21 protein-coding genes are annotated in these 26,428 nt (G+C 74.5%); 16 read left to right on the plus strand and 5 right to left on the minus strand.

What is annotated here, in order from left to right; genetic code table 11:
* Nucleotides 1–80: 80 nt before the first annotated feature.
* Nucleotides 81–572 carry a MarR family winged helix-turn-helix transcriptional regulator gene (locus ACZ7H1_RS09490; RefSeq protein ID WP_470785114.1) on the plus strand — a complete coding sequence of 164 codons (492 nt, stop codon included), beginning with the start codon at nucleotides 81–83 and terminating at the stop codon, nucleotides 570–572.
* Nucleotides 573–659: 87 nt separating this feature from the next.
* On the opposite strand, the gene ACZ7H1_RS09495 is transcribed toward ACZ7H1_RS09490, so the two are convergent.
* The 3 genes from ACZ7H1_RS09495 to ACZ7H1_RS09505 are packed head-to-tail and all read right to left on the minus strand — an operon-like array spanning nucleotide 660 to nucleotide 3,193.
* Nucleotides 660–899 (minus strand): hypothetical protein, encoded by a 240-nt coding sequence (locus ACZ7H1_RS09495; RefSeq protein WP_470785116.1) that lies wholly within the window; start codon nucleotides 897–899, stop codon nucleotides 660–662.
* A 20-nt stretch (nucleotides 900–919) separates the two neighbouring features.
* Entirely contained in the window at nucleotides 920–2,932 is a 2,013-nt protein-coding gene (locus tag ACZ7H1_RS09500) for a 4-alpha-glucanotransferase (RefSeq protein WP_470785117.1), read from the minus strand.
* A 36-nt stretch (nucleotides 2,933–2,968) separates the two neighbouring features.
* Nucleotides 2,969–3,193, minus strand: coding sequence for a hypothetical protein (locus tag ACZ7H1_RS09505; RefSeq protein WP_470785118.1), 225 nt, complete (start codon nucleotides 3,191–3,193; stop codon nucleotides 2,969–2,971).
* A gap of 211 nt (nucleotides 3,194–3,404) precedes the next feature.
* On the opposite strand from ACZ7H1_RS09505, the gene ACZ7H1_RS09510 reads away from it, so the two are divergent.
* Nucleotides 3,405–6,425 (plus strand): beta-N-acetylglucosaminidase domain-containing protein, encoded by a 3,021-nt coding sequence (locus tag ACZ7H1_RS09510; protein ID WP_470785119.1) that lies wholly within the window; start codon nucleotides 3,405–3,407, stop codon nucleotides 6,423–6,425.
* On the opposite strand, the gene ACZ7H1_RS09515 is transcribed toward ACZ7H1_RS09510, so the two are convergent.
* Nucleotides 6,328–6,864 carry an HNH endonuclease gene (locus ACZ7H1_RS09515; protein WP_470785120.1) on the minus strand — a complete coding sequence of 179 codons (537 nt, stop codon included), beginning with the start codon at nucleotides 6,862–6,864 and terminating at the stop codon, nucleotides 6,328–6,330. The genes ACZ7H1_RS09510 and ACZ7H1_RS09515 overlap by 98 nt on opposite strands.
* 261 nt (nucleotides 6,865–7,125) lie before the next feature.
* Here ACZ7H1_RS09515 and ACZ7H1_RS09520 point away from each other — a divergent pair, with 261 nt between their 5' ends.
* From ACZ7H1_RS09520 to ACZ7H1_RS09585, 14 genes are all read left to right on the plus strand, one after another.
* Nucleotides 7,126–8,211 (plus strand): mechanosensitive ion channel family protein, encoded by a 1,086-nt coding sequence (locus ACZ7H1_RS09520; RefSeq protein ID WP_470785121.1) that lies wholly within the window; start codon nucleotides 7,126–7,128, stop codon nucleotides 8,209–8,211.
* Nucleotides 8,212–8,367: 156 nt separating this feature from the next.
* Nucleotides 8,368–9,588, plus strand: a complete 1,221-nt coding sequence (locus ACZ7H1_RS09525; protein ID WP_470785123.1) for an ROK family transcriptional regulator — start codon at nucleotides 8,368–8,370, stop codon at nucleotides 9,586–9,588.
* 127 nt (nucleotides 9,589–9,715) lie between these two features.
* The gene (locus ACZ7H1_RS09530) at nucleotides 9,716–11,044 is read left to right on the plus strand and encodes an ABC transporter substrate-binding protein (protein WP_470785125.1); all 1,329 of its coding nucleotides are present in this window, start codon (nucleotides 9,716–9,718) and stop codon (nucleotides 11,042–11,044) included.
* A gap of 6 nt (nucleotides 11,045–11,050) precedes the next feature.
* Nucleotides 11,051–11,992, plus strand: coding sequence for a carbohydrate ABC transporter permease (locus ACZ7H1_RS09535; protein WP_470785127.1), 942 nt, complete (start codon nucleotides 11,051–11,053; stop codon nucleotides 11,990–11,992).
* A 3-nt stretch (nucleotides 11,993–11,995) separates the two neighbouring features.
* A complete protein-coding gene (locus tag ACZ7H1_RS09540) occupies nucleotides 11,996–12,838 on the plus strand; it encodes a carbohydrate ABC transporter permease (protein ID WP_470785129.1) in 843 nt (280 codons plus the stop codon).
* A 4-nt stretch (nucleotides 12,839–12,842) separates the two neighbouring features.
* Nucleotides 12,843–14,117, plus strand: coding sequence for a 6-phospho-beta-glucosidase (locus tag ACZ7H1_RS09545; RefSeq protein WP_470785131.1), 1,275 nt, complete (start codon nucleotides 12,843–12,845; stop codon nucleotides 14,115–14,117).
* Entirely contained in the window at nucleotides 14,108–15,097 is a 990-nt protein-coding gene (locus tag ACZ7H1_RS09550; RefSeq protein WP_470785133.1) for an N-acetylglucosamine kinase, read from the plus strand. Before ACZ7H1_RS09545 ends, ACZ7H1_RS09550 begins: the two co-directional genes overlap by 10 nt.
* 221 nt (nucleotides 15,098–15,318) lie before the next feature.
* The gene (locus ACZ7H1_RS09555) at nucleotides 15,319–16,689 is read left to right on the plus strand and encodes a hypothetical protein (protein ID WP_470785135.1); all 1,371 of its coding nucleotides are present in this window, start codon (nucleotides 15,319–15,321) and stop codon (nucleotides 16,687–16,689) included.
* Nucleotides 16,690–16,696: 7 nt separating this feature from the next.
* On the plus strand, nucleotides 16,697–17,707 hold the full coding sequence (locus ACZ7H1_RS09560; RefSeq protein ID WP_470785137.1) for a glutamate ABC transporter substrate-binding protein: 1,011 nt from the start codon (nucleotides 16,697–16,699) through the stop codon (nucleotides 17,705–17,707).
* Between the two features lie 57 nt (nucleotides 17,708–17,764).
* Nucleotides 17,765–19,099, plus strand: a complete 1,335-nt coding sequence (locus ACZ7H1_RS09565; RefSeq protein ID WP_470785139.1) for a coiled-coil domain-containing protein — start codon at nucleotides 17,765–17,767, stop codon at nucleotides 19,097–19,099.
* Nucleotides 19,096–22,029 carry a tetratricopeptide repeat protein gene (locus ACZ7H1_RS09570; RefSeq protein ID WP_470785140.1) on the plus strand — a complete coding sequence of 978 codons (2,934 nt, stop codon included), beginning with the start codon at nucleotides 19,096–19,098 and terminating at the stop codon, nucleotides 22,027–22,029. The genes ACZ7H1_RS09565 and ACZ7H1_RS09570 overlap by 4 nt, the downstream gene beginning before the upstream one ends.
* 3 nt (nucleotides 22,030–22,032) lie before the next feature.
* Entirely contained in the window at nucleotides 22,033–23,484 is a 1,452-nt protein-coding gene (locus ACZ7H1_RS09575; RefSeq protein WP_470785141.1) for a protein phosphatase 2C domain-containing protein, read from the plus strand.
* Nucleotides 23,485–23,517: 33 nt separating this feature from the next.
* Nucleotides 23,518–24,846, plus strand: a complete 1,329-nt coding sequence (locus ACZ7H1_RS09580; RefSeq protein ID WP_470785142.1) for a vWA domain-containing protein — start codon at nucleotides 23,518–23,520, stop codon at nucleotides 24,844–24,846.
* Between the two features lie 48 nt (nucleotides 24,847–24,894).
* Nucleotides 24,895–26,070 carry an FHA domain-containing protein gene (locus ACZ7H1_RS09585; protein ID WP_470785143.1) on the plus strand — a complete coding sequence of 392 codons (1,176 nt, stop codon included), beginning with the start codon at nucleotides 24,895–24,897 and terminating at the stop codon, nucleotides 26,068–26,070.
* Between the two features lie 6 nt (nucleotides 26,071–26,076).
* On the opposite strand, the gene ACZ7H1_RS09590 is transcribed toward ACZ7H1_RS09585, so the two are convergent.
* Nucleotides 26,077–26,298: a hypothetical protein gene (locus tag ACZ7H1_RS09590; RefSeq protein ID WP_470785144.1), complete on the minus strand. Its 222-nt coding sequence runs from the start codon at nucleotides 26,296–26,298 to the stop codon at nucleotides 26,077–26,079.
* Nucleotides 26,299–26,428 lie beyond the last annotated feature (130 nt).

Below are 26,428 nucleotides of genomic sequence, written 5' to 3' on the forward strand. Positions count from 1 at the left end.
GATAAGTAGCTTAGCGCTAAGCTACTTTCCGTCAAGTAACTTTCTTGGCATCGATCGGGTTGCTGGCCGATACTGCGGCCATGAGCGAGCAGGAGGACGCCGTGGACGCGATCACGGCGCAGTGGAACGCGGTGCGGCCGGATCTGGACGTCGCCCCCATGGGCGTCTTCGGTCGTATCTACCGGATCACCCGGACCATGGGGGACGAAATGGAGCGGACCTATGCGCGCTTCGGCATCTCGCGCGGGGAGTTCGACGTCGTCGCCACGCTGCGCAGGTCCGGCGAGCCGTACACGCTCTCGCCGCGGCAGCTGTCGGCGACGCTGATGCTCACGACGGGCGGCATGACCGGGCGGCTGGACAAGCTGGAGCGGGCCGGACTGCTGCGCCGTACGCCCGATCCGCACGACCGGCGGGCGCTCCAGGTCACGCTGACCGAGCAGGGGCTGGCCGTCGTAGACGAGGCCGTCGGGGCGGGCCTGGAGGTGCAGCACGCGGCCATGAAGGACCTCAGCGGGGCCGAGATCGAGGCGCTCACCGGGCTGCTGCGCAAGCTGCTGGCCGGGGTCTGAGCACAGCATGCGTCAGGGCGCCGGGGGCCGTACGCGCGGTACGGTCCCCGGCGCCCTGACGGAGAAAAGGGAAAGGCCGGCCCCGGATCAGCCCTGGCCGGGCTGCTTGCGGGACTTGTCGCCGACCATCACGAGGCCCGCGATCACCAGGAACAGCACGATCGGCGCGGCGACGAACAGACCGAGGGTCTCGCCCACGCTCAGGCCCGGGCCCGGGTCGTCACCGTCGTCGCGCGTGAGCGCGAGGGCGGGAGACGTCATCAGCATCATCATCAGCGTCGATCCGGCCGTGACAGCGCCGGCGCGCAGGGCGTTCTTCTTGTCCACGGTGCAAACGTAGCGAACACCTAATCGGACCGCGCGCCCGGGGGTGCCGTACGGGGGTCCGGGGCCGGATCCCGGCCCGCCCGTACGGCCGCCATCAGCGCGTTCAGCCGGTCCGACGCGGCCAGCTCCGCCAGGGTCAGCGGCCGCCCGGCGGCATCGGCCACCGGCAGCCGCCAGTTGGGGTACTGGTCCCAGGTGCCGGGCAGGTTCTGCGGGCGCCGGTCGCCGACGGCGTCCGGGAGCCACACCCCGACCAGCCGGGCCGGGGTGCGCAGCAGGAAGCCGTACAGCGCGCGCACGGCCGCCTCCTCGCCGTGGACGTCGAAGCCCAGCCCGGCCAGGGTCCGCAGCCACTCGGTCGTCTCGGCGGCGTCCGCGGCCTTCTCCTCGGCGAGCGGGCGGGCCAGCAGGCCCAGCCGCTCGCGCAGGTCGAGGTGCTCCCCGGTCAGCTTGGCGGCGGTGGGCGGCAGGTCGTGCGTGGTGACCGTGGCCAGGCAGTCAGCCCGCCATTCCGCGGGGGCGAGCGGGCGGCCCCCGCCCTCCCAGTCCCGCTCGAACCACAGCACGGACGTGCCGAGCACCCCGCGCCGGGCCAGGGCCTCCCGCACGCCCGGCGCGACCGTGCCCAGATCCTCCCCGATCACCACGGCACCGGCCCGGTCCGCCTCCAGGACCAGGATCGCGAGCATCGCCTCGGCGTCGTACGCGACGTACGTGCCCTCGGTGGGCTCGGCGCCCGGCGGGATCCACCAGAGCCGGAACAGGCCCATGACGTGGTCGATGCGCAGCGCGCCCGCGTGCCGCAGCAGCCCGCGGAGCAGGGCGCGGTACGGCCCGTAGCCGGAGGCGGCCAGCGTGTCGGGCCGCCAGGGCGGCAGCCCCCAGTCCTGCCCGCGGGCGTTGAAGGCGTCCGGTGGGGCGCCGACCGACATGTGCGCGGCGTAGGCCTCGGGGTGGACCCGGACGTCCGCGCCCTCGGGGTGCACGCCGACGGCGAGGTCGTGGACGACGCCGACGGTCATCCCGGCGCTGCGGGCGGCCTGCTGGGCGGCGGCGAGCTGGGTGTCCGTCAGCCAGACCAGCCAGCGGTGGAAGTCGGCCCGCTCCGGCTCCCCGGCGGCCCGCGCGCACCAGTCGGCGTGGGCGTCGAGGGCGGGTCCCTGGGCCTCGCGGAACTCCCGGTAGGCGCTTGCGCGTTCCGTGGTGCTCGGGGCCTCGTAGAGCAGCTCCAGGGCGGCCCGCTTCAGGTCCCAGACGGCGTCGCGGTCGATCAGCGCGCCCTTCTCCAGCACCGCGCGGCGCAGTTCCGCGCCGCGGGCGGCCAGCCGGGCCAGCCGGTCGCGGACCGCGCGGTCGGCGCAGCCGGCGTACTCCGGCAGGTCCTCGATGCGCAGGTGGACCGGGTCGGGGAAGCGGCGCGAGGAGGGCCGGTACGGCGAAGGGTCGGTGGGGCTGCCGGGCAGGGCCGCGTGCAGCGGGTTGACCTGGACGAAACCGGCGCCGTGGGTCTCCGCGGCCCAGACGGCGAGCTCCGCGAGGTCCCCGAGGTCGCCCATGCCCCAGGAGCGGTCCGTGAGCAGCGAGTAGAGCTGGACGAGGAGGCCGTGGGCCCGTCCGGGCGGCGCGGGGGCCCGCTGCGGGGCCACGACGAGGGTGGACTCGGCGCGCCGTCCGTCGGGGGTCTCGGCGGTGATCCGGTGGACGCCGTGGGGCAGTGCGGGGTCCGGTCCCCACGGCTGCCAGGGCGTGTCGCCGCCCTCCTCCAGCCGGACGCGGAGCCGGGTGTCCGGGGGGAGTCCGGCGAGGGCCGGGGGCGGCGCGGAGCCCGCCCAGTGCACCAGCGCGGGCGGGAGCAGCCGCGGGGCCCCGGCGGCCGCGAGCGCGGCCTGCAGCGCAGCCGGGGTCGACGCGTCGACCCCGAGGGCTGCGAGCACCGCGAGGACGGTCCGGTCGGAGACCTGGACGGTCACGTCCTGCGAGGGCGAGTACGAGGTGGCCACCCCGTGCATCGCGGCGAGCCGTTCGAGGCTCATCGGCACCTCTGTCCGTCTGGAGTGCGGGGCGGGACCTTACGGACGTCCCAGGAGGGCGGGCGCCTCGGACGAGGCGAGGGTGGCCGGTTCGCTGGTGAGGGCGGGGGCGTCCCACGGCGGCGGCTCGCTGATCAGCGGTACGGCGGCGAGCGGGGGCTCGCTGGTCAGCCGTATCGGGCGCGGCAGCCGGACCGCGGCGACGGGCCGGCGCGCGGGCGGCACGGCGGCCGGGGCCGGCCGGGAAGGGTCGGGTGCGGTCACGGAGGTCTCCTCGGGAGGGGGCGGGCCCGGCCCGCCCGCATGCGGACGGCGCAGGCCTACCCGTCCGGTCTTGCAGCATTCCTCACCTCGAGCCGTCCGAAACTCAGGGCATAGCGGTCACAAAGGCCACGCGCATTGACACTTCAGCCGTACGAGTGGTGGGCTCAGGGCTGATTCGAACGGGCGGGGGACGACCGAGCGAGGAGGCTTCGTGCAGTTCAGGGGCAGGAAGCGGGCCACGGCCAGCGCAGTCGCCGTCATCGGCGGACTGCTCGCCGGCGGCCTGGCCGGTGCACCCGGCGCCCTGGCGGCGCCTCCCCCTCCGGCCCCGACGGCCGGTCAGACCCCGCCCCCGGCGAAGCAGTCCGCGGCGCTGCCCGCGGTGTGGCCCCGCCCCCAGTCGCTGACCGCCCGCGGCGCGGCCGTCCGGCTCGGCGCCGAGGCCGTGCTCGTCGTACCGGCGGACGCCGACCCGTACGCCGTGGACGCCCTGCGCGGGATCCTGCGCGCGGCCGGGGTCCGCACCCTCCACGAGCGGTCCCCGCTGGCCCCGCTGCCCGGCCGCGGCACGGTCGTACGGGCCCAGGGGCCCGACGCCGAGGCGGCGTTGCGCGCGCTCGGCGGGTCCGAGGCCGGGGACCTGCCCGCGGGCGGGTACCGGATGGCGGTCGGCCGGCACGCGGGCCGGGACACCGTCGCGCTCGTCGGCACCGGCGAAGACGGCCTGTTCCACGCCGCCCAGACGCTCCGCCAGCTGATCCTCGCCCCCCACGTGCCCGGCGTCGTGGTCCGCGACTGGCCGTCGGCCGCGGTGCGCGGCACCACCGAGGGGTTCTACGGGCAGCCCTGGACCCACGAACAGCGGCTCGCGCACCTCGGCTTCATGGCCGGCACGAAGCAGAACCGCTATCTGTACGCCCCCGGCGACGACCCGTACCGCACCTCCCGCTGGCGCGAGGAGTACCCGCAGGACCAGCAGCAGGAGTTCCGGGCGCTGGCGGAGCGGGCCCGTGCCGCGCACGTCACGCTCGGCTGGGCCGTGGCACCCGCGCAGACCATGTGCCTGTCGTCGGCCGGGGACCGGGCGGCGCTGCTGCGCAAGGTGGACGCCATGGCGGAGCTCGGGTTCCGGGCGTTCCAGCTGCAGTTCCAGGACGTCAGCTACACGGAGTGGGGCTGCCGGGCGGACCGCGAGCGGTTCGGCCGCGGACCCGGGGCCGCAGCACGGGCGCACGCGGAGCTCGCGGGCGAGCTGGCCGGCCACCTGGCCCGCCGTCATCCGGGCGCGGCCGCGCTGTCGCTGGTGCCGACGGAGTACTACCAGGACGGCGCGACGCCGTACCGCACCGCACTCGCCGATGCCCTGGACCCGCGGGTGCAGGTGGCCTGGACGGGCATCGGGGTCGTGCCGCGGACCATCACGGGCCGGGAACTGGCCGGGACCCGGGACGTGTTCCGGCACCCGCTGGTCACCATGGACAACTACCCCGTCAACGACTACGCGCAGGACCGGCTCTTCCTCGGCCCGTACACCGGCCGCGAACCGGCCGTCGCGAACGGCTCGGCGGCCCTGCTGGCCAACGCCATGCCGCAGGCCGCGGTCTCCCGCATCCCGCTCTTCACGGCGGCCGACTACGCCTGGAACGCCCGCGCGTACCGGGCCGGGGCGTCCTGGCAGGCCGCGCTGGACGACCTGGCGGGCGGGGACGCACGGGCCCGCGAGGCGCTCGGCGCGCTCGCCGGGAACACGTCCTCCTCGGTCCTGGGCGGTGACGAGTCCGCGTACCTGCGGCCGCTGCTCGCGGAGTTCTGGCAGACCCGCGGCGGCACGGACCGGGCGGCGCAGGACCGCGCCGCGGGGCGGCTGCGCGGGGCGTTCACCGTGATGCGGGAGGCGCGGCTGCGGCTCTCCGGGCCCGCGGCGGGCACCCTGCCGGTGGAGGCCGGGCCGTGGATCGACCGGCTGGCCCGCTACGGCGCCGCCGGCGAGCTGGCCGTGGACCTGCTGCACGCCCAGGCGCGCGGGGACGGCGCGGCGGCCTGGCGGGCCTCGCTGGCGCTGCGCACCGCACGCACCGCCCTGGAGAGCGGCCCGGACGGCGCGGGCCCCGCTGCCGTGACGGTCGGCAAGGGCGTGCTCGGGCCGTTCCTGGCGAAGGCCGCCGCGGAGGCGGACGCCTGGACCGGCGCGAGCCGCGCGGTCGCCGGGTCGGTGGCGCAGGACTCGGGTTCGTACACCGTGCGCCTGGACCGGCCCCGGCCGGTGGAAGCGGTCACGGTGATGACCGACCCGGTGGGCCCGCCGCAGGAGCAGGTCCCGGCCGGGGCGGCCGGGCGCGGCACCGTCGTCGAGGCGCACGTGCCGGGCGAGGGCTGGCGCAAGCTGGGCGAGATCTCGCCCAGCGGATGGACGCAGACGGCGGCCCGCGGGCTGCGGGCGGATGCCGTGCGGCTGCTGTGGGGCGGCCGGGCTCCTTCGGTGCACCGGGTGGTGCCGTGGTTCGCGGACGAACCGTCGGCCCGTTTCGAGCTGGGCGGCGGCGGCCGCACGGACGCGGAGATCGGCGGCGGGGCGCAGCAGGTGGCCGCGGAGCTGTCGTCGGTGCGGCCGGGCCGGATCGAGGGGGCGCTGACGGCGAAGGCGCCGCACGGGATCAAGGTGAAGGTGCCGCCGCGGACCACGGTGCCGCGCGGCACCCAGGTGTCCGTACCGGTCGAGGTCACGGTGCCGGCGGGCACTCCGGCCGGCGTGTACGAGGTGCCGGTCTCCTTCGGCGGCGAGTCCCGCACGCTCACGGTGCGGGCCTTCCCTCGTACGGGCGGCCCGGATCTGGCGCGGGGCGCCCGCGCGTCGTCCTCGGGCGACGAGACGGCGGACTTCCCGGCCGCGGCGGCGGTGGACGGAGATCCGGCCACCCGCTGGTCCTCCCCGGCCCAGGACGGCGCCTGGTGGCAGCTGGAGCTGGCGGCGCCGGTGCGGCTCGGCCAGGTGGTGCTGACCTGGCAGGACGCGTACGCCTCGGGGTACCGGATCGAGACCTCGGCGGACGGGGTGTCCTGGCGGACGGCCGCGACCGTGACGGGCGGGCGGGGCGGGCGCGGCGCGGGGGCCCGGGTACGAGAAGGGCCCGGTCTCAGGCGGAAACGCCGTCGATCCGGGCCATCGCGTCCTCGGCGCCGTACGGTTGCAGGTACGGCATCCAGCGCGGGTCGCGATGACCCGTGCCGATGATCCGCCAGGCCAGGCCGGAGGGCGGCGCGGGCGGGTGGCGCAGCCGCCAGCCGAGGTCGACCAGGTGGCGGTCGGCCTTGACGTGGTTGCAGCGGCGGCAGGCCGCGACCACGTTGTCCCAGACGTGCTGTCCTCCGCGGCTGCGCGGGATGACGTGGTCGACGCTGGTGGCGACCCCGCCGCAGTACATGCAGCGACCGCCGTCGCGGGCGAAGAGGGCGCGGCGGGTGAGAGGAACGGGCCCCCGGTAGGGGACCCGCACGAAACGCTTGAGCCGTACCACGCTGGGCGCGGGGACGGCTCTGGTCGCGCTGTGCATGTAGGCGCCGGATTCCTCCAGGGAGATCGCCTTGTTCTCCAGGACGAGGACGAGCGCGCGGCGGAGCGGTACGACGCCGAGGGGCTCGTACGACGCATTGAGGACCAGGACGTGCGGCACGGGTGCCTCCTTGTACGCCGGCGGCGCGTGGCTCGCGCCGGGACGATCTGCTCTCAGTCTCTCCTTAGCGCTGGTCGAAGCGCCACCACGCGCCCGTAACGGGTCGGGGGTGTTTTCAACCACACGTGATTCCTATCCAGGTGAGTCTGGTCTCTCCCTCGAACACGGCCACCGGGTCAAGGGGAATGCCCCGTTAGTGTGGTTGGCCTGTCCCGCACACCCCTTCCGGCGGGCAGACCGTTGCACCTGGAGGTTCCCGTCGTGTCCTGGCCCGCCCCACTGCCGGCCCTGGCTGCCATCACCCCCGAGGCTCCCAACACTCTCCAGGAGGCTCACGAAAGCGCCACGAACGCCGCGAGCTTCGTCGAGGAGAACTGGGCCAGCTGGCTGAACGTCGGCCTGAAGATCCTGCTGATCCTGGTGATAGCCGGGGTCCTGCGCTCGGTGGTCCGCAAGGCCATCACCAAGCTCATAAACCGGATGAACCGCAGTGCGGAGGCCGTCGAGGGCACCGCGCTCGGCGGGCTGCTGGTCAACGCCGAGCGGCGGCGCCAGCGCTCCGAGGCGATCGGCTCCGTGCTCCGTTCGGTGGCGTCCTTCGTGATCCTCGGCACGGCCGGGCTGATGGTGCTGGGCGCCCTGCAGATCAATCTGGGCCCGCTGCTCGCGAGTGCCGGTGTCGCCGGTGTCGCCATCGGTTTCGGTGCCCGCAACCTCGTAACGGACTTCCTGTCGGGCGTGTTCATGATCCTCGAGGACCAGTACGGCGTCGGGGACAAGGTCGACGCGGGCGTGGCGTCCGGCGAGGTCATCGAGGTCGGGCTGCGCGTGACGAAGCTGCGCGGCGAGAACGGCGAGATCTGGTACGTGCGCAACGGCGAGGTCAAGCGGATCGGGAACCTCAGCCAGGGCTGGGCCACCGCGGGCGTGGACGTACAGGTCAAGCCGTCCGAGGACCTCGCGAAGGTGCGGGCGGTCATCGAGGAGGTCGCCGGGTCCATGGCCAAGGAGTCCCCGTGGGACGAGCGGCTGTGGGGCCCGGTGGAGGTGCTGGGCCTGTCCGAGGTGCTGCTCGCCTCGATGACGGTGAAGGTCTCCGCGAAGACCATGCCCGGCCAGCAGTTCTCCGTGGAGCGCGAGCTGCGCTGGCGGATCAAGGAGGCCTTCGACGCGGCGGGGATCCGGATCGTCGGCGGCGTCCCCGGCGACGACGAGGACGGCCCGGCCGCGCCGGACCCGGCGGCGGCCGTCGCGCCGCCGTCGGCGCTGGCCAACCCGGCCTCGCCGCAGTCCCTGGCGACCGCGCCCATCCCGCCGCCCTCCGGCACCGTGCGGATGACCAAGTAGCCGCACGCCCCCTGCTCCGGGCTCCTTCTGCGCCCCCGTCGCGACCCGTTTCGGTCACGGCGGGGGCGCAGCCCATTGACACGGCTCTGACCTGCGTCGTAGCTTGCGCAGCGCGATAGGAAACTTTCCTAATAGTACGAGCCAGTGAGGTCGGAGATGGCCGGAACCACCCCGGGTACCCCGCGCGTGCTGCGCGCGATGAACGACCGCGCTGCCCTGGACCTGCTGCTGGCCCACGGACCGCTGTCCCGGACCCGGATCGGCCGGCTGACCGGCCTGTCCAAGCCCACCGCCTCGCAGCTGCTGGCCCGTCTGGAAGCCGCCGGACTGGTCGTGGCCACCGGCACGTCGGGCGGCCGGCCCGGCCCCAGCGCCCAGCTGTACGCGCTCAACGCCTCGGCCGCGTACGTCGCCGGACTGGACGTCACCCCCGAGCGGATCCGCGCGGCCGTCGCCGACATCACGGGCACCGTGACCGGCAGCTGCGAGGTCGCCGTCCCCGCCACCGGGCGGCCCGGGACCGTGGCCCTGGTCACCGGCGCCCTGGACGAGGCCGCGAAGGACGCCGGCCTGCGCCGCGCCGACCTGCACCGCGTGGTCATCGGCACCCCGGGTGCCTTCGACCCGCACACCGGCCGGCTGCGCTACGCCAGCCACCTGCCGGGCTGGCACTCCCCCACGCTGCTCGACGACCTCGCGGCCGTGCTGCCGATGCCCGTCGAGTACGAGAACGACGTCAACCTCGCCGCGATCGCCGAGCAGCGCCTCGGGGCCGCCCGCGGCCACGAGGACTTCGTCCTGCTGTGGAACGAGGACGGCATCGGCGCCGCCCTCGTGCTCGGCGGCCGGCTGCACCGCGGCTGGACCGGCGGCGCGGGCGAGGTCGGCTTCATGCCCGTACCCGGCACCCCGCTGGTCCGCGGGGTCACCCGCGCCAATACCGGCGGCTACCAGGAGCTCGCCGGCGTCCAGGTGGTGCCGCGGCTCGCCCGCGAACTGGGGATCGAGCCCCCCGAGGCCGCGCCGGGCGGTCCGTACGAATCCCAGGTCGCGGTCGCGATCGCGCTGCTGGAGCAGGCTGCGGAGCAGCCCGAGGGCCCGTACCGGCAGCTGCTGGAGACCTTCGCGACCGGCCTCGCCACCGGTCTGGCCTCGATGGTCGCCGTCCTCGACCCCGAGGTCGTCGTGCTCTCCGGCGCCGTGATCACCGCGGGCGGGGAGGCCCTGCGCACGCTGGTCGAGTCCGAGCTCGCCGACCTGGCGCCCTCCCGGCCCCGGCTGGTGGCCGGGGAGGTGCGGGAGCGGCCGGTTCTGCGGGGGGCGCTGGAGAGCGCGCTGGCAGCGACCCGGGACGAGGTCTTCGACACCTCGCGCTGAGGCCCCGTACCGCCCGCAGCACCCGCAGCGCCCCGCCCGCGCCGCACGTCCCCCGCGAGTCCTTCCGTTCCGCACGTCCGTTCCGTTCCGCACGTCCCGTCCCCTCCGCGCAGAGAGAGACACCGCCATGCCCAGGAACCGCCGAGCTGCCGTCGTGACCGTCGCCGCGATATCCGTGCTCGCCACCGCGTGTACCGGCCGGAGCGATCCGCAGGCCGCGGACGACCCCACCGAGAACGTCACCCTCTCCTTCTGGCACGGCTGGTCCGCGCCGGGCGAGGTCAAGGCCATCGAGGAGAACATCGCGCGGTTCACGCAGGCCCACCCGAACATCAAGGTCAAGGTCACCGGCAACATGACCGACGACAAGATCAACCAGGCCCTGCGGGCGGGCGGTTCCAAGGCCCCGGACGTGGTCTCCTCCTTCACCACGGACAGCGTGGGCAAGTTCTGCAACTCGGGCGCCTTCGCCGACCTGAACCCCTTCCTCGCGAAGTCGGGGATCGACAAGGCCAAGGTGTTCCCGCAGCCCCTGCTGGACTACACGCAGTTCAAGGGCAACCAGTGCACCCTGCCCCTGCTGAACGACGCCTACGGCCTCCTCTACAACAAGGACGCCTTCAAGGCCGCCGGCATCACCGCCCCGCCGAAGACCTGGAGCGAGTTCGCCGCGGTGGCGAAGAAGCTGACCAAGGAGAAGGGCGACTCCTACGAGCGGGTGGGCCTGATGCCCACCTTCCACGGCTACGAGACCACGCCGATGCGGCTGGCGGCCCAGTGGAGCCCGGCGTACTTCGGCCCGGACGGGAAGTCGAACCTGGCCGGGGACCCGGCCTTCGCGAGCATGCTGACCGTGCAGAAGGAACTCGTCGGCTCGCTCGGCGGGTACGCGAAGCTGGAGCGCTTCCGCAGCACCTTCGGTGACGAGTGGGGCGCCGAGCACCCCTTCCACCAGGGCAAGGTCGCCATGCAGATCGACGGCGAGTGGCGGCTGAACATGGCGGAAGAGGCCGGTGTCGGCTTCGAGATCGGCACCGCCCCGCTGCCGGTCCCCGACGAGCAGGCCGCCGACTACGGCAAGGGCTACGTATCCGGCACGATCATGGGGATCTCGGCGGTCAGCGCGAAGCAGAACGCCGCCTGGGAGCTGGTGAAGTACATGACCACCGACACCGACGCGGTCGTCGCCTTCGCCAACGCCATCCACAACGTCCCCTCCACCCACGCGGCCCTGGAGTCGCCGAAGCTCCGGGTCACGCCGGAGTTCAAGACGTTCATCGACATCGCCCGGCACCCGAAGTCGTCGACCACTCCCCCGCAGGCCGACGGCGGCACGTACCAGCTGACCTTCACCGACCTGGCCTACGCGCACGAGAAGGGCGCCGTCGGCGACCTCGGGGCCGCGCTCGCCCGGACCGACGCCCAGATCGACACGGACATCGCGAAGGCGGAGTGACCCGCGATGACCACCCGCACCCTGCCGGCCAAGCGCCGCAGAGCGGCCCTGCGGACCGCGGCCTTCCTCTCGCCCTGGCTGATCGGCTCCGGCGTCTTCTTCGCCTACCCGCTGCTGTCCACCGTGTACTTCTCCTTCACCAAGTACGACGGGTTCCGGCAGCCCGTCTTCAACGGCCTGGACAACTGGACGTACGTCTTCACGCAGTCCCCGATGTTCTGGCCGGCGATGCGCAACACGCTGTGGCTGGTGGTGGTGATGGTCGGCTGCCGCGTGCTGTTCGGCCTCGGCGTCGGCCTGCTCGTCACGAAGATCAAGACGGGCGCGGGGGTGTTCCGGACGCTGTTCTACCTGCCGTACCTGGCCCCGCCGGTCGCCGCGACGCTTGCCTTCGTCTTCCTGCTCAACCCGGGCACCGGGCCCGCGAACACCGTGCTGGACGCCGTGGGCCTGCCCGCCCCCGGGTGGTTCACGGACGCCGACTGGTCCAAGCCCGCGCTCACGCTGCTCGCGGTGTGGGGGGTCGGCGACCTGATGGTCATCTTCATGGCCGCGCTGCTCGACGTGCCGCGGGAGCAGTACGAGGCCGCGGAGCTGGACGGCGCCGGAGCGTGGCAGCGGTTCCGCCACATCACCCTGCCGAACATCTCGCCGATCGTGCTGTTCGCCGTGGTCACCGGGGTGATCCAGGCCATGCAGTACTACACGCAGCCGCTGGTCGCGGGGAAGGTGGCGGCGGGGGTGATCGGCGGCTCCGGGCAGCAGTTCGAGCCGGGCTACCCCGACAAGTCGACGCTGACTCTCCCGCAGGTCGTCTACAACGCCGGCTTCCAGCGCTTCGACTACGGCACCGCGTGCGTGCTCGCCCTGGTGCTGTTCGCCCTCTCCATGGCCTTCACCGCGTTGCTGATGCGCCGGCGCGGCGGACTCGTCGGGGCGGGTGACTGAGCGGTGAGACACCGGAACCGGCACACCGCGCTGCTGCACTGGATCGGGGTCCACTCCCTGGGCGTGGCCGCCGCGCTGTTCTTCGTACTCCCCTTCGTCTTCGTCCTCCTCACCTCGCTGATGTCCGATCAGCAGGCGCTCACCCGCGACCTCGTGCCGGACACCTGGCAGTGGGACAACTACGCCCGGGTGTGGGACACCCCGGGCTTCCTGACCTGGTGGCGCAACACCCTGCTGTACGCGGGCCTGGGCACGCTGCTGACCGTGGTGTCCTCGCTGCCGGTGGCGTACGCCCTGGCCACCTTCCGCTTCCGCGGGCGCAGGCTCTCGCTGCTGCTGGTGATCGCCGCGATGATGCTGCCGCCGCAGGTGGTGGTCATCCCGATGTACCTCTTCTGGGCCAAGCAGCTCGACCTGTCCGGGACGCTGTGGCCGCTGATCGTCCCGCTGGCCTTCGGCGACGCCTTCTCGGTCTTCCTGCTGCGGCAGTTCCTGCTGACCATCCCCGGCGAGTACCTCGACGCGGCGCGCGTCGACGGCTGCGGGGAACTGCGGACCCTGCTGCGCGTGGTGCTGCCCATGGCCAGGCCGGCGATCGCCGCGGTCGCGCTGTTCCAGTTCTTCTGCCTCTGGAACGACTACTTCGGCCCGCAGATCTACGCCTCCGACAACCCGGCAGCCTGGACGCTCAGTTACGGCCTGGAGTCCTTCAAGGGCGCGCACCACACCGACTGGAACCTCACGATGGCCGCGACCGTACTGGTCATGGCCCCGGTGATCGTCCTCTTCTTCTTCGCGCAGAAAGCGTTCGTCGAGGGCGTCACCCTGACCGGAGTGAAAGGCTGACGACATGAAACTCGCAGTGGTGGGCGGCGGTTCCACCTACACACCCGAGCTGATCGACGGCTTCGCACGGCTGCGGGACACGCTGCCCGTCGAGGAGCTCGTGCTGATCGACCCGGCCGCCGGACGGCTGGAACTGATCGGCGGGTTGGCCCGGCGGATCTTCGCCCGGCTGGGGCACCCGGGGACGGTCACCACCACCGCCGACCTCGACGCGGGGGTCGCGGACGCCGACGCCGTCCTGCTCCAGCTGCGCGTGGGCGGCCAGGCGGCCCGGGAGAAGGACGAGACGTGGCCGCTGGACTGCGGCTGCATCGGGCAGGAGACCACCGGCGCCGGCGGGCTGGCCAAGGCCCTGCGCACCGTGCCCGTGATCCTCGACATCGCGGAGCGGGTGCGGCGCGCCAACCCGGACGCCTGGATCATCGACTTCACCAATCCGGTGGGCATCGTGACCCGGGCGCTGCTGGAGGCCGGCCACAAGGCCGTCGGGCTGTGCAACGTCGCCATCGGCTTCCAGCGGAAGTTCGCGGCGCTGCTGGGCCTCGCGCCCTCCGAGGTGCACCTGGAGCACGTGGGGCTCAACCACCTCACCTGGGAGCTGGGCGTGCGTGCGGGCGGCCCCGGCGGCAAGGACCTGCTGCCCGGGCTGCTGGCCGCCCACGGCGACACGATCGCCGCCGACCTGCACCTGCCGCGGCCCCTGCTGGACCGGCTCGGCGTCGTGCCGTCGTACTACCTGCGCTACTTCTACGGGCACGACGAGGCCGTGCGGGAGCTGCGCGCCAAGCCCTCGCGGGCCGCCGAGGTCGCCGCGATGGAGCACGAACTGCTGCGCATGTACGCGGACCCGGCCCTGGACGAGAAGCCGGCGCTGCTGGCGAAGCGGGGCGGGGCGTTCTACTCGGAGGCGGCCGTGGACCTGGCCGCCTCGCTGCTGGGGGCGGGCGGACCGGCCGTGCAGGTGGTCAACACGTACAACCGCGGCACCCTGCCGTTCCTCCCGGACGACGCGGTGATCGAGGTGCAGGCGCGGATCGACGGCAGCATCCGCACGGGCGCGGTGCCGCTGGCCGTGCCCCGGCTGGACCCGCTGTACGCCGGACTGATCGCGAACGTCACGGCGTACGAGGACCTGGCACTGGACGCGGCCCTGCGCGGCGGCCGGGACCGGGTGTTCCGGGCGCTGCTGGCGCATCCTCTGATCGGGCAGTTCGAACAGGCGGAGGCGCTGACCGACCGGCTGCTGGCGCACAACAAGGAGCACCTGCCGTGGGCGTGAGCGCCGTGCGGCGGCCCGCCGTGCTCGCGCTCGACGCGGGCAACAGCAAGACCGACGCGGCCCTGATCGGCGCGGACGGCGAAGTGCTGGGCACCGGCCGGGCCGCCGGCTTCCAGCCCTCCCGGGACGGGATCGAGGCGGCCGTGGACGTGCTGGGGCGGGCGGCCGCGGCGGCGGCCGCCTCGGCGGGGCTCGCCGGGATCCCGTACGCCGCGCACGTCAGCGCGTGTCTGGCCAACGCCGACCTGCCCGTCGAGGAGGCCGAGCTGACCCGGGCGGTCGCCGCCCGCGGCTGGGGCGCGGCGACCGGGGTGCGCAACGACACCTTCGCGATCCTGCGGGCCGGTGTGGACGAGCCGCGCGGGGTGGCCGTGGTCTGCGGAGCGGGGATCAACTGCGTCGGCATGCTGCCGGACGGCCGCACGGCGCGCTTCCCGGCGCTCGGGAGGCTCTCGGGCGACTGGGGCGGCGGGGGCGGGCTGGCCGCGGAGGCCCTGTGGCACGCGGCGCGCGCCTGGGACGGCCGGGGCGAGCCGACGGAGCTCGCGCGGGCCCTGCCGGCCCACTTCGGCCTCGGTGACACGGGCGCGCTGATCGAGGCGCTCCACCTGGGCGCCCTCGGGCAGCACCGCACGCACGAACTGGTGCCGGTGCTCTTCGCGGTGGCCGAAGCCGGGGATCCGGTGGCGGCGTCGCTGGTGCACCGGCAGGCGGACGAGGTGACGGCGATGGTGACGGTGGCGCTGGGGCGCCTCGACTCGCTGGACGCGGAGATTCCGGTGCTGCTCGGGGGCAGCGTCCTGGCCGCCCGGCACCCGCAGCTCAACGGCCGTATCACCGCCTCCCTGGCCGAACGGGCCCCGCGGGCCGCGGTGTCCGTGGTCACGGCCCCTCCCGTGCTCGGCGCCGCGCTGCTGGGACTGGACGCCACGGCTGCCCACCGGGACGCCTACGGAAAGCTGCGGGCCCACTTCGGGTGAAGCGGTGCCCGGGTGGGCAGGTCTGGAACCGCGGGCGGTGCACCGCGCGTTTAGACCGGTGAGCAGACGAGGGGCAGGGACCGTCGATTCGAACAAGATCGAGTCATTGATGCTGTGGATGTCGGCCGGTGCGGCCATACTGCTGGCCGGGCGGCCGTCGCCCGCGCCGGCGGGAGCGCGCCGGGCAGACATCCGCCGTCCGCGACCCAGGGGGAGGTCAGGTGACATACGCATCGAGTGCGCCCGCGGCAGCGCCCGGGACCGGCGCACCACCGCCGCCCCGGCGGAGCACCGCGTGGTCCGAGGGCTCGGAGCGGCTGCGGAAGGCGGCCACCACCGAGCCGGGGCGGCTGCGGATCATCGGCGCGGTCCTGGCCGCGCTGGTGATGCTGTTCGGCGCGGTGACGGCCTGGCAGATCGCGGGCCGCGCGGCCGCGGCCGACGACGTGGTCAACCGGAGCCAGCCGCTCAGCGCGGACGCCGCGAGCATCTACCGTTCGCTCGCGGATGCGGACACGGCCTCGTCCAGCGGTTTCCTGGCCGGCGGGCAGGAGTCCCGCGAGGTGCGGGACCGGTATCTGAAGGACATCACCAACGCCTCGCGGCTGCTGGTGAAGGCCGCGGCGAACACCGAGGGTTCGGAGGAGTCGCGGCGCGAGATCGCCCTGCTGGGCGAGCAGCTGCCGCGCTACACCGGCCTGATCGAGCAGGCGCGGGCCAACAACCGCCAGGGCCTCCCGCTGGGCGGCGCGTACCTCCGGTATGCGAACGAACAGATGAGCACGCAGCTGCTGCCCGCGGCCCAGCGGCTGTACGAGGCCGAGACCGGCCGCCTGTACCGGGACTACGAGAACGCGGACCGCTGGCCGGCGGCCGCGCTGGGCGCAGGCCTGCTGGCCATCGGCGTGCTGGTGTGGGCGCAGCGGCGCAACTTCCGCCGGACGAACCGGGTGTTCAACCACGGCCTGCTGGCCGCGACCGCCGCATCGGTGGTGGTACTGCTGTGGCTGGCCGTCGGGCACACGGTCGCCCGCACCGGCCTCGGGGAGTCCCGCTCGGACGGCCAGGCGTCCCTGAAGGTCCTCAACGACGCCCGGATCAGCTCGCTCCAGGCGCGGGCGAACGAAAACCTCACCCTGGTCTCGCGCGGTGCCGTCCTCGCGCCGGACAAGAAGTCCGACAAGTACGACGTGGACTACCTGAGCGACATGGCGGCCCTCGACGCGGGCCTGGCCGAGGCGAGCCGGCTGGCCGACGACGCGGCGGGCGCCGAGCCTGTGGCGCGTGCGATGACGGCCGTACGGCAGTGGCAGGCCCGGCACCAGGCGGCCCGCGCGACCGACGTCCAGGGCGACTACGAGGGCGCGCTCGTCCAGGTGATCGGCGGCAAGGACAGCACCGGCGCCTCCTTCGACCAGGTGGATGCGGCGCTCCAGCAGGCGCTCGCCCACGAGCAGCAGGAGTTCTCGCGGGCCGCCCGGAGCGGTGTGGGCGCCTTCGGCGGTCTGGTGGCGGGCGCCGCCGTGCTGGCGGTGCTGGGCGCGGTGGCCGCACTGCTCGGCATCGGCCGCCGACTTTCGGAGTACAGGTGAGATGCGCATGCGCATGAGGCGGGGTGAACCGGACTCGGTGTCCAGGACCAGCAGGCTGCGCGGCTGGGGCGGTGTGACGGGGATGGCCGTGGCGTGCGCGCTGACGGCCGCCGCGGTGCTGGTGCCGCTGCAGCGGGAGACGGGGCGCGGGGCCGGTACGGCAGCGGCCGCGGCTCCGGGCGGTTCCGCGGTGGTGCACGCGCCGGCGGACACCTGCAAGGACCCCGAGGCCAGCCTGCGACCGTCAGGGGCGGGCGGGGCGACCATCGCCCGGATCAAGGCGGCCGGCAAGCTCATCGCCGGCATCGACCAGAACAGCTACCGGTGGGGCTACCGCAACCCGGCCACCGGCCAGCTCGAAGGCTTCGACATCGACCTGGTCAAGGCCATCGCCAAGGACATCCTGGGCGACGAGAACGCCGTCATCTACCGCGCCATCCCGACCAGTCAGCGGATCCCCGCGCTGCAGGAGGGCCGGGTCGACGTGGTCGTACGGACCATGACGATCAACTGCAAGCGGCTGGAGGACGTCGCCTTCTCCACCGCGTACTTCGAGACCGGGCCCCAGGTGCTGGTGCCCAAGGGATCGCCGATCACCGGGTACGACAGCTCCCTCAAGGGCCGCCGGATCTGCTCGGCCAAGGGCTCGACCGCCGAGACGGCGCTGAAGGCCAACTCCTTCGGGGCGGACATCTCCCCGACCGTCCCCAACCAGCTCGACTGCCTGGTGCGCCTGCAACTGGGCGAGGTGGACGGCATGGTCACGGACAACGCCCTCGCGGCGGGCCTGGCCGCGCAGGACCCCACGGTCCGGGTGGTCGGGCGGCCGTTCACCAGGGAGTTCTACGGCGTCGCCATGAACCTGCACGCCACGGACCTGGTCCGCCGGGTCAACAAGGTCCTCGACGGGTACCGGCAGGGCGGGGACGGCAGCCCCTGGATGAAGGCCTACCGTAAGTGGCTGGCCGAGGACCTCCCGGGCATAGCGGGGCCGCCGGCGCCGAAGTACCGCAGCTGACGCCGGCGGCGCCGCCCGGGGCACAGACAGAAGTTCGGAACGGCAGAGAGGGCATCGATGGCCGGCACGGGACCTTTTCCCGCCTCCGCGGACGGGCCCGCGGGCCCGGTGATGGACCGGGACGAAGTGGACCGTGCACTGGCCCGGCTCGACGCCGAGCACGAGGCCGTCGAGACTTCGCTGCTCGCGCTCCAGGACCATGCGGGACGGCGGCTCCTGGAGGGTGCCGCCCTGACCGGGCGGACCCGCGAGCGCTGGACGGTCACGGAGGCGGCCGTCACCCGCCTGTGGACGTACTTCGACGCGTACAGCGGGGCGCTCAAGGCCGTCCGCGAGGTCCGCGAGCGGCGCCGCTGGGCCAGCCGCGACGACCTGGTGGAGCTGACCGAACGGCTGCGCGGCGCGAGCGTGACGGTCGCGGGCGCCGGGGCGGAGGGCTCGGCCCTGGCCGAGCGGTTCACCCTCGCCGAGCTGGTGGCGCGGATGAACGAGCTGTACGCGAGCTCGCTGGACATGGTGGTGGCGGCGGACGCGGTGTGGTCGGCGCTGCCGGCGCGGATCGACCTGCTCGCCGCCGAACTGCACCGCACGCGCTCGCTGGCGCACTCCGTCGGCGTCCGGCCGGGCGAGCACCCCTCCGGCGACGACCTGGAGTCGATCACGCAGGAACTGACCGGGCTGCGCGCCGAGGTGATCTCGGACCCGCTGTCGTTCTGGCAGTCCGCGGCGGGCAGTTCGGCGCCGGGCGGCGGCCGCCCCGACACCGGCCGCTACGACCGCGCGGCCCGCGCCCTGGAGGACGTGCGCCGGGAGATCGAGGCGGTGCTCGCGGTCCGGCAGGACGCGGAGCGGCGGCTCGTCAGCCTGCGGGACGTGCTGTCGCGGGCGGACCGGACGCTGGCGGAGGCGCGGACCGCGCGCGGCGAGGTGCTGGCGAAGATCGCCGCGTCCGAGGTGCCCGCGGTGAGCGGGCCGCCCACGGCCCTCCAGGAGCAGCTGGTCGCGGCGGCGGAGTACCGCAGGAACGCCCAGTGGCACCGGCTTTCGCCGCTGCTGGAGTCGCTGGAGGAGCGCGCGGAGGACGAACTGCTCCGGGCCCGCGAGTCGTTGACGGCGGTCACCGCACCGCTGGCGGTCCGCGCGGAGCTGCGCGGCAGGCTGGACGCGTACAAGGCGAAGGTGGCCCGGCACGGGCTGGCGGAGGACCTGCTGCTGGCGGAGCGGTACGACACCGCGCGCCGGATGCTGTGGAGCGCTCCGTGCGACCTCCGGGCGGCGGAGCAGGCCGTGCTGCGCTACCAGCACGCGGCCGCCGAGATGCTGGTCCCGCGGCCCCGTGCGGACGGTGCGGGCCCGCAGGACCGGGTGAGCGAACCGGAGGAGAGGGCATGAGCGAGATGCCGGCGGCCGGCGCGGGGATCGCGTGCCGGCGCCCGGGGTGCCCGGGCACGTACGAAGACGTGGGCGGCGGCGAGCTGTACTGCGACACCTGCGGGCTCGCGCCGCTCACCGGGGCGCGCCCGGGCGGCATGGACGGCGGTGCCGAAGAGCTGGTCTCGCCGCCCACGGGGATGACCAGCGCGGCCCGCGGGGCACGCGGCTCACAGGGGTCCCAAGGTTCTCAGGGCTCTCAGCAGTCCCGCGGCTCGCACGGGTCCTCGCGCGGCTCGGCCTCGGCGCGGTCCTCGCAGTCGTCCCGGTCGTCGAGTTCGCACCGCTCCGTCTCCGGGCGGCTGTCGCGCTCGCTGTCCGGCTCGGCCTCCACGCGCTCCGTCTCGGTGCGCAGTACGGGTACGGCGTCCAAGACGTCGGGGCGCAACCGGCTCGGCGCCGGCCTGGTGACCGTACCGGAAGTACCGCGTCCGGATCCTTCGACGGCGGTGCTGGAGAACCCGGAAGTGCCGGAGCGCAAGCGCTTCTGCTCGCGCTCGGACTGCGGCGCCCCGGTGGGCCGCTCGCGCGGCGACCGGCCGGGACGGACCGAGGGCTTCTGCACCAAGTGCGGGCACCCGTACTCCTTCGTGCCCAAGCTCCAGGCGGGCGACGTGGTGCACGGGCAGTACAAGGTCGCCGGCTGCCTCGCGCACGGCGGTCTGGGCTGGGTGTACCTGGCGGTGGACCGGGCGGTCTCGGACCGCTGGGTGGTCCTCAAGGGCCTGCTGGACACCGGGGACCAGGACGCGATGGCCGCGGCCATCTCGGAGCGGCGCTTCCTCGCGGAGATCGAGCATTCCAACATCGTCCGGATCTACAACTTCGTCGAGCACCTCGACCACCGCACCGGCTCGCTCGACGGCTACATCGTCATGGAGTACGTCGGCGGCAAGTCCCTCAAGGAGATAGCCAACGAACGCCGCCGGCCGGACGGGCGGCGCGACCCGCTGCCGGTGGAGCAGGCCTGCGCGTACGGCATCGAGGCCCTGGAGGCCCTGGGCCACCTGCACAGCAGGAACCTGCTCTACTGCGACTTCAAGGTCGACAACGCTATCCAGACGCGGGACCAGCTGAAGCTGATCGACATGGGCGCGGTCCGCAGGATGGGCGACGAGGAGTCGGCCATCTACGGCACGGTGGGCTACCAGGCCCCCGAAGTGGCCGAGGTGGGTCCTTCGGTGGCCTCCGACCTGTACACGGTCGCGCGCACGCTGGCCGTGCTGACCTTCGACTTCCAGGGCTACACCAACGTCTTTGCGGACAGCCTGCCGGACCCGGACCACATCGAGGTGTTCCGGCGGTACGAATCCTTCTACCGGCTGCTGGTGCGGGCCACGGACCCGGACCCGGCGCGGCGGTTCGCCTCGGCGCAGGAGATGGCGGAGCAGCTGACGGGGGTGCTGCGGGAGGTCGTGGCCCTGCAGACGGGGCGGCCGCGGCCGCAGCTGTCCACCCTCTTCGACCCGGAGCTGCGCGTTCCGGACACGAGCCTCTTCGCGGCGCAGCGGACCGAGGTCTCCCGTCTGGGAGTCCGGCCGGCGGCCGAACGGCGCGGGCCGTTCGCGCTGTTCGGCCGCGGCTCCGGCGCCGCGGGCGGCACCCGCGTTCCGGTCGCCCCGGCCGCGGTGCCGCAGCAGACCGGCTCTGCGGGTCGCGCGGGCGGCCGGCACGCACCGGGTGCGGCCGCCGGGCCCTCCGCCGCCGTGACGCCGGTGGTGACGGGGCCCGGGGGCGGCTCGGCAGTGGCGGCGCTCGCGACCACGGCCACGCACGTGGCGGCGGGCCCGGGGGCACCGGCAGCGGGGTTCGCCGCAGTGCCCGCGCCCCGCCCCGCCGATCCGGGCGCCGCCGGTGTGCAGGGCACGTACGGCGGCCCGGCCGCGGCACCGCACACGCCGCCGGGGCAGGCGGGGGATCCGGCTGCTCCCGCGCACCCGGCGCAGGTCGCGCCCGGCGCGCCGCTGCTGGCGCCGCTCGACGCCACCGGCACGGCGCTCGCCCTGCCCGTACCGCTGGTCGACCCCACCGACCCCAACGCCGGCTTCCTCGCGGGTCTGATGGCCTCCGCCGCCGCCGACCTGCTCGGAGCGCTGGCCGCCGCGCCCGCCGACTCCGTGGAGCTGCGGCTGCGCGAGCTGCGGGCCCGCCTGGAACTGGGCGAGCTCGGCACGGCCGGCGCGGCGCTGGCCCGGCTGGAGACCACGCATCCCGACGACTGGCGGGTGGTCTGGACCCGCGGGGTGTCGGCCCTGGCCACCGGCGACGACGAGCTCGCGGCGCTCTCCTTCGACGCCATCTACGACGCCTTCCCGGGCGAGCCCGCACCCAAGCTGGCGCTCGGCTTCTGCGCGGAGTTGCTGGGCCAGCTGGACAACGCCGCCGAGTACTACCGCCTGGTCTGGTGCACCGACCCCGGCTTCGTGAGCGCGGCCTTCGGGCTCGCGCGGGTCCAGCTCGCCACCGGCGACCGGGCCGGCGCGGTGCACACCCTGGAGTCCGTACCGCAGTCGTCCATCCACTGGACGGCGGCGCGGGTCGCGGCCGTCCGGGCGCGGCTGCGCGAGCGGTCGGCGGCGGAGCCGCTGCTCGAGGATCTGGAGGCCGCCGCCGGGCAGGTCGACGAGCTGCAGCGGGCCGGTCTGGACGCGGTCCGGCACGAGCAGCTGGTGACCGAAGTTCTGGGCTCGGCACTCGACTGGGTACTGTCGGGGAGCCGGGGTGCGAGCCCCGGGCAGACCTCGCTGCTCGGCAGCCAACTGGACGAGCGGGGGCTGCGTTTCGGCCTGGAGCGCTCCTACCGCGTCCTCGCGAGGCTGACGCAGCGCGGCGAGGAGAGGATCGAACTGGTGGAGCGGGCAAACCGTTTCCGTCCCCGAACGTGGGTGTGAGTGATGGCTCGGATGAATCGGCAGTCGGGCTGCCCCAGCTGCGCGGAGCCGCTGGAGGAGGGCGACCGCTTCTGCGGCCGCTGCGGATATTCCCTCTCGGCACCGCCGTCCCCCGACGACCGGCCCACGGTCCCCCTCGCGGGCGCATGGCCGGGCAGCCGCCCGGCCGGGGACGACGGCGGCCCCGCCGGTCACGGCCCCTGGGGAGCGGATCCGGCCACGGCGGCACCCGCCCCGAACACGGGCGGTACGGGCGGTACGGGCACCCCGGACGGCTGGCCCGGCGGCGCGTGGGGCGTGCCCGCCCCGGGTCCCGGCCCGGACGGCCACTCCTTCTCCCCCGCGGGCGGCGAAGTCCGCTACGACGGTCCCGAGTACGCGGCGCCGTCCCCGGGACCGGCCGAGGGCACCGCGCCCGGCGGGCCCGGCATGGCCGGTGCGGCCGGCGCGGCAGGTGGACCGGCAGCCGCGCCCGGTGACCCCGGCCCGGCCGCGGGCGGACCCGCCCTTCCCGTCCAGCCGCCCCAGCCCGCACAGCCCGCCCCGTCCCCCGCAGGGGCCTCGTACGGCGGCAAGACCTGCGTGGCCTGCCGGGCCGGCCGGGTCGACACCGACGGGTACTGCGAGCACTGCGGCCACGCCCAGCCCCGTGAGCGCGACCACGCGGAGGAGGAGCTCGGCAGCGTGGCCGCCGTCAGCGACCGCGGCCTGCGCCACCACCGCAACGAGGACTCCTTCGCGGTGGCCGCCACCAGCCTGCCCGACGGGTCGACCGCCACCGTCGCCGTGGTCTGCGACGGGGTGTCGTCCGCCAGCAGGCCCGACGACGCCTCGGCCGCCGCCGCGGCCGCGGCCAACGAATCCCTGCTGGAAGCGCTGCCCCGCGGCGCCCATCCCCAGCAGGCCATGCACGAGGCGATCGTCACCGCGGCCGCCGCCGTCAACGCCCTGGCCCCCGAGGTCCCCGGCGCCCAGAACGCGCCGGCGTGCACGCTCGTCGGCGCCGTCTCCATGGGCGGCCTCCTCGTCATCGGCTGGGTCGGCGACAGCCGCGCGTACTGGGTGCCCGACGACCGCACCGCCCCCGCCGGCCGGCTCACGGAGGACGACTCCTGGGCGGCGCAGATGGTGGCCGCCGGCCTGATGAACGAGGCCGAGGCCTACGCCGACGTGCGCGCCCACGCCATCACCGGCTGGCTGGGCGCCGACGCGTACGAGCTCGAACCGCACACGGCCGCCTTCAAGCCCGACCGGCCGGGTGTGGTCGTCGTCTGCACCGACGGCCTGTGGAACTACGCGGAGTCCGCCGAGGAGATGGCCCGGGTCCTGCCCCCCGACGCCGCCGTGCACCCGCTGCACAGCGCCCAGGTGCTGGTGGGGCACGCCCTGGACGGCGGCGGGCACGACAACGTCACCGTGGCCGTGCTGCCCTTCCCCGGGCCGCCCCGCCCCTGACACTCCCTGCCCGCTCTCCAAGGAGCCGACCGAATGGCCAACTTCGCCAAGCCCCGTGCGCCGCGCTTCTCCGTCGAGGTCTACCAGAACGAGTACCTGCCCGAGGGCGGGCGGGACGTCAACGCCATCGTCACCGTGCAGTCGACGGGTGGCGCGAAGCTGTCCGCACGCGGCACCGGGGCGGGCGCCGAATCGGCCGTGGTGCTCATGGTCGACTGCTCGGGCTCCATGGACTACCCGCCGGAGAAGATGCGCAACGCGCGGGACGCGACGGCGGCCGCCCTGGACACCCTGCGCGACGGCACCGCCTTCGCGGTGATCGCCGGCACGCACGTGGCCAAGGACGTGTACCCGGGCGGCGGCCGCCTCGCGATCGCCGACGCCCGGACCCGTGAGGAGGCCCGGCAGGCGCTGCGCCGGCTCAGCGCGGGCGGCGGCACCGCGATCGGCACCTGGCTGCGGCTCGCCGAGCGGCTCTTCGCGGGCGCGGACGCCCGGATCCGGCACGGCATCCTGCTCACCGACGGGCGCAACGAACACGAGAGCCCCGAGGAGCTGGCCGCCGCGCTGTCGCTGTGCGAGGGCCGCTTCACCTGTGACGCCCGCGGTGTCGGCTTCGACTGGGAGGTCAAGGAGGTCACCGGGATCGCGACCGCCCTGCTCGGCAGCGCCGACATCGTCCCCGAGCCCGCCGGCCTCGCCGCGGACTTCACGGGAATGATGGAGACCGCGATGGGCAAGGAGGTCGCGGACGTGGCCCTGCGCCTGTGGACGCCCGTCGGCGCCGAGGTGCTGTTCGTGAAGCAGGTCGCGCCCACGGTCGTCGACCTGACCGGCCGCCGCGCCGGGGCCGGGCCGCGGGCCGGGGACTATCCGACGGGCTCGTGGGGCGACGAGTCCCGCGACTACCACGTGTGCGTCCGGGTGGCGGCCGCAGGCATCGGCCAGGAGATGCTGGCCGCCCGGGTCTCGCTGGTGCAGCCGGATCCTGCGGGCGGCGCGGCGGGGGTGCTGTCCCAGGGACTGGTACGCGCGGTGTGGACGGACGATTTCGCGGCATCGACCGCGATCAACGCCCAAGTGGCGCATTACACAGGTCAGGCGGAGCTGGCCGAGGTCATCCAGCAAGGGCTGGAAGCCCGCAAACTGGGTGATTCCGACGGCGCTACGGCCAAGCTGGGACGTGCCGTACAGCTGGCGAGTGTGTCGGGGAACGAGGACACTGCGAAACTGCTGGCGAAGGTGGTCGACGTCGTCGACGCCGCGGCAGGTACTGTGCGGCTGAAGGCGAAAGTCACGGATGCGGACGAGATGACTCTCGAAACGCGTTCGACTCAGACCGTTCGAGTGAAGAAGTCCTGAATTGCGGTCCCGAAGGGGGGCCGGACAGGGAGAGGGGGAAGGGCCGACATGCCGACCTGCCCGAACGGACACCCATCGGTCTCCGATGACTGGTGCGAGGTCTGCGGCATCCGCATGGCCGGAGGGGGCGCGCCGACGGGCGCCACGCCTCCCCCGCCGCCCTCCTACGGCTACGGCTTCCCTCCGGCCGGCGGCGAGCCGACCGCGCACGCCGAGCTCTGCCCGCAGTGCCGGACCCCGCGCGAGGCGATGGCGCCGTTCTGCGAGGAGTGCCGGTTCAACTTCCTGACCCGGGCGGCGACCCCGTACACCCCGCCGGGCCCGCAGCACGGCGGCCCCCAGCACCCGGGACAGCACGGCGGTCCGCAGCATCCCGGACAGCACGGCGGTCCGCAGCACCCGGGACAGCAGCCCGGCTTCCCGCCCCGGCAGGCCCCGCAGGACCCGTACGAGTACCAGGGCTCGCGGCCCTCGCAGGTGAACCGGCCGGCCGAACCGCTGCCGCCCGAGGGCTCCGGCCCGCCGCGGCCGCCCGGTCTGCACCCGCAGGCCCCCGTCCTGCCGCCGCTCCCGGGCTTCGAGCAGCCCGGCCAGCAGCCGCAGCAGCAGCAGCGCCCGCAGGGGCAGCCGGGCCGCCCGCAGCAGCCCGGACCGCAGACCGGCGGTGACGACTGGCTGCTTCCGCCGCCCGGCGGGCAGCAGTCGGCGCAGCCGTTCCCGCCCCACCAGGGCGGCCACCCGGGCCAGCACCCCGGTCACCCCGGCGCGCCCCAGGGCCGGCACCCCGGGCAGCAGCACCAGCCCTTCCCGGGCCAGGGCGGCAGCTGGTCGGCGACCATCGGTCCCGACCGGTCGTACTTCATGGCGATGATGCACCGCAGCGGTCCCGAGGCCGCGGGGCTCAACCTGCCGGCGTACTCCCCGGAGCAGCACCTTCCGCTGTCGGGCGGCCAGATCACCATCGGCCGCCGCCGCCAGTCCACGGGCGAGTCCCCCGACATCGACCTGTCGGTGCCGCCGGAGGACCCGGGCGTCTCGCACCAGCACGCCGTGCTCGTACAGCAGCCCGACGGCAGCTGGGCCGTGGTGGACCAGAACTCCACCAACGGCACCACGATCAACGGCGGCGAAGAGCCCATCCAGCCCTACGTCCCCGTCCCGCTCGGCGACGGCGACCGGGTGCACGTCGGCGCCTGGACCACCATCACCATCCGCCGGGGCTGACGCGCGCTAGCCGGGCCGCCCGCCGGCCGCGGAACCCTCCCCCAGGGGCCATACGTACGGCCCCTGGGGATCGTCGAGCCAGGACCACTGGCCTTCCGGGGTGACCGTGACCCCGAAGCGCTCCCGGCCCGGCAGGCCCTCGTGCCGCCACAGGTCCAGCGCCTCGCGGGTGCCCAGGGCGCCCGTGGTCAGCATCAGCATGAAGTGGAAGCGGTCGTTCTCGAACACGTCGTAGGGCAGCCCGCCGCCGTGGAGCTCCGGGAGGCCCCGGGGGGGGGGGGGGGGGGGGGGGGGGGGGGGGGGGGGGGGGGGGGGGGGGGGGGGGGGGGGGGGGGGGGGGGGGGGGGGGGGGGGGGGG

This window comes from Streptomyces sp. NPDC037401 (assembly GCF_055602345.1).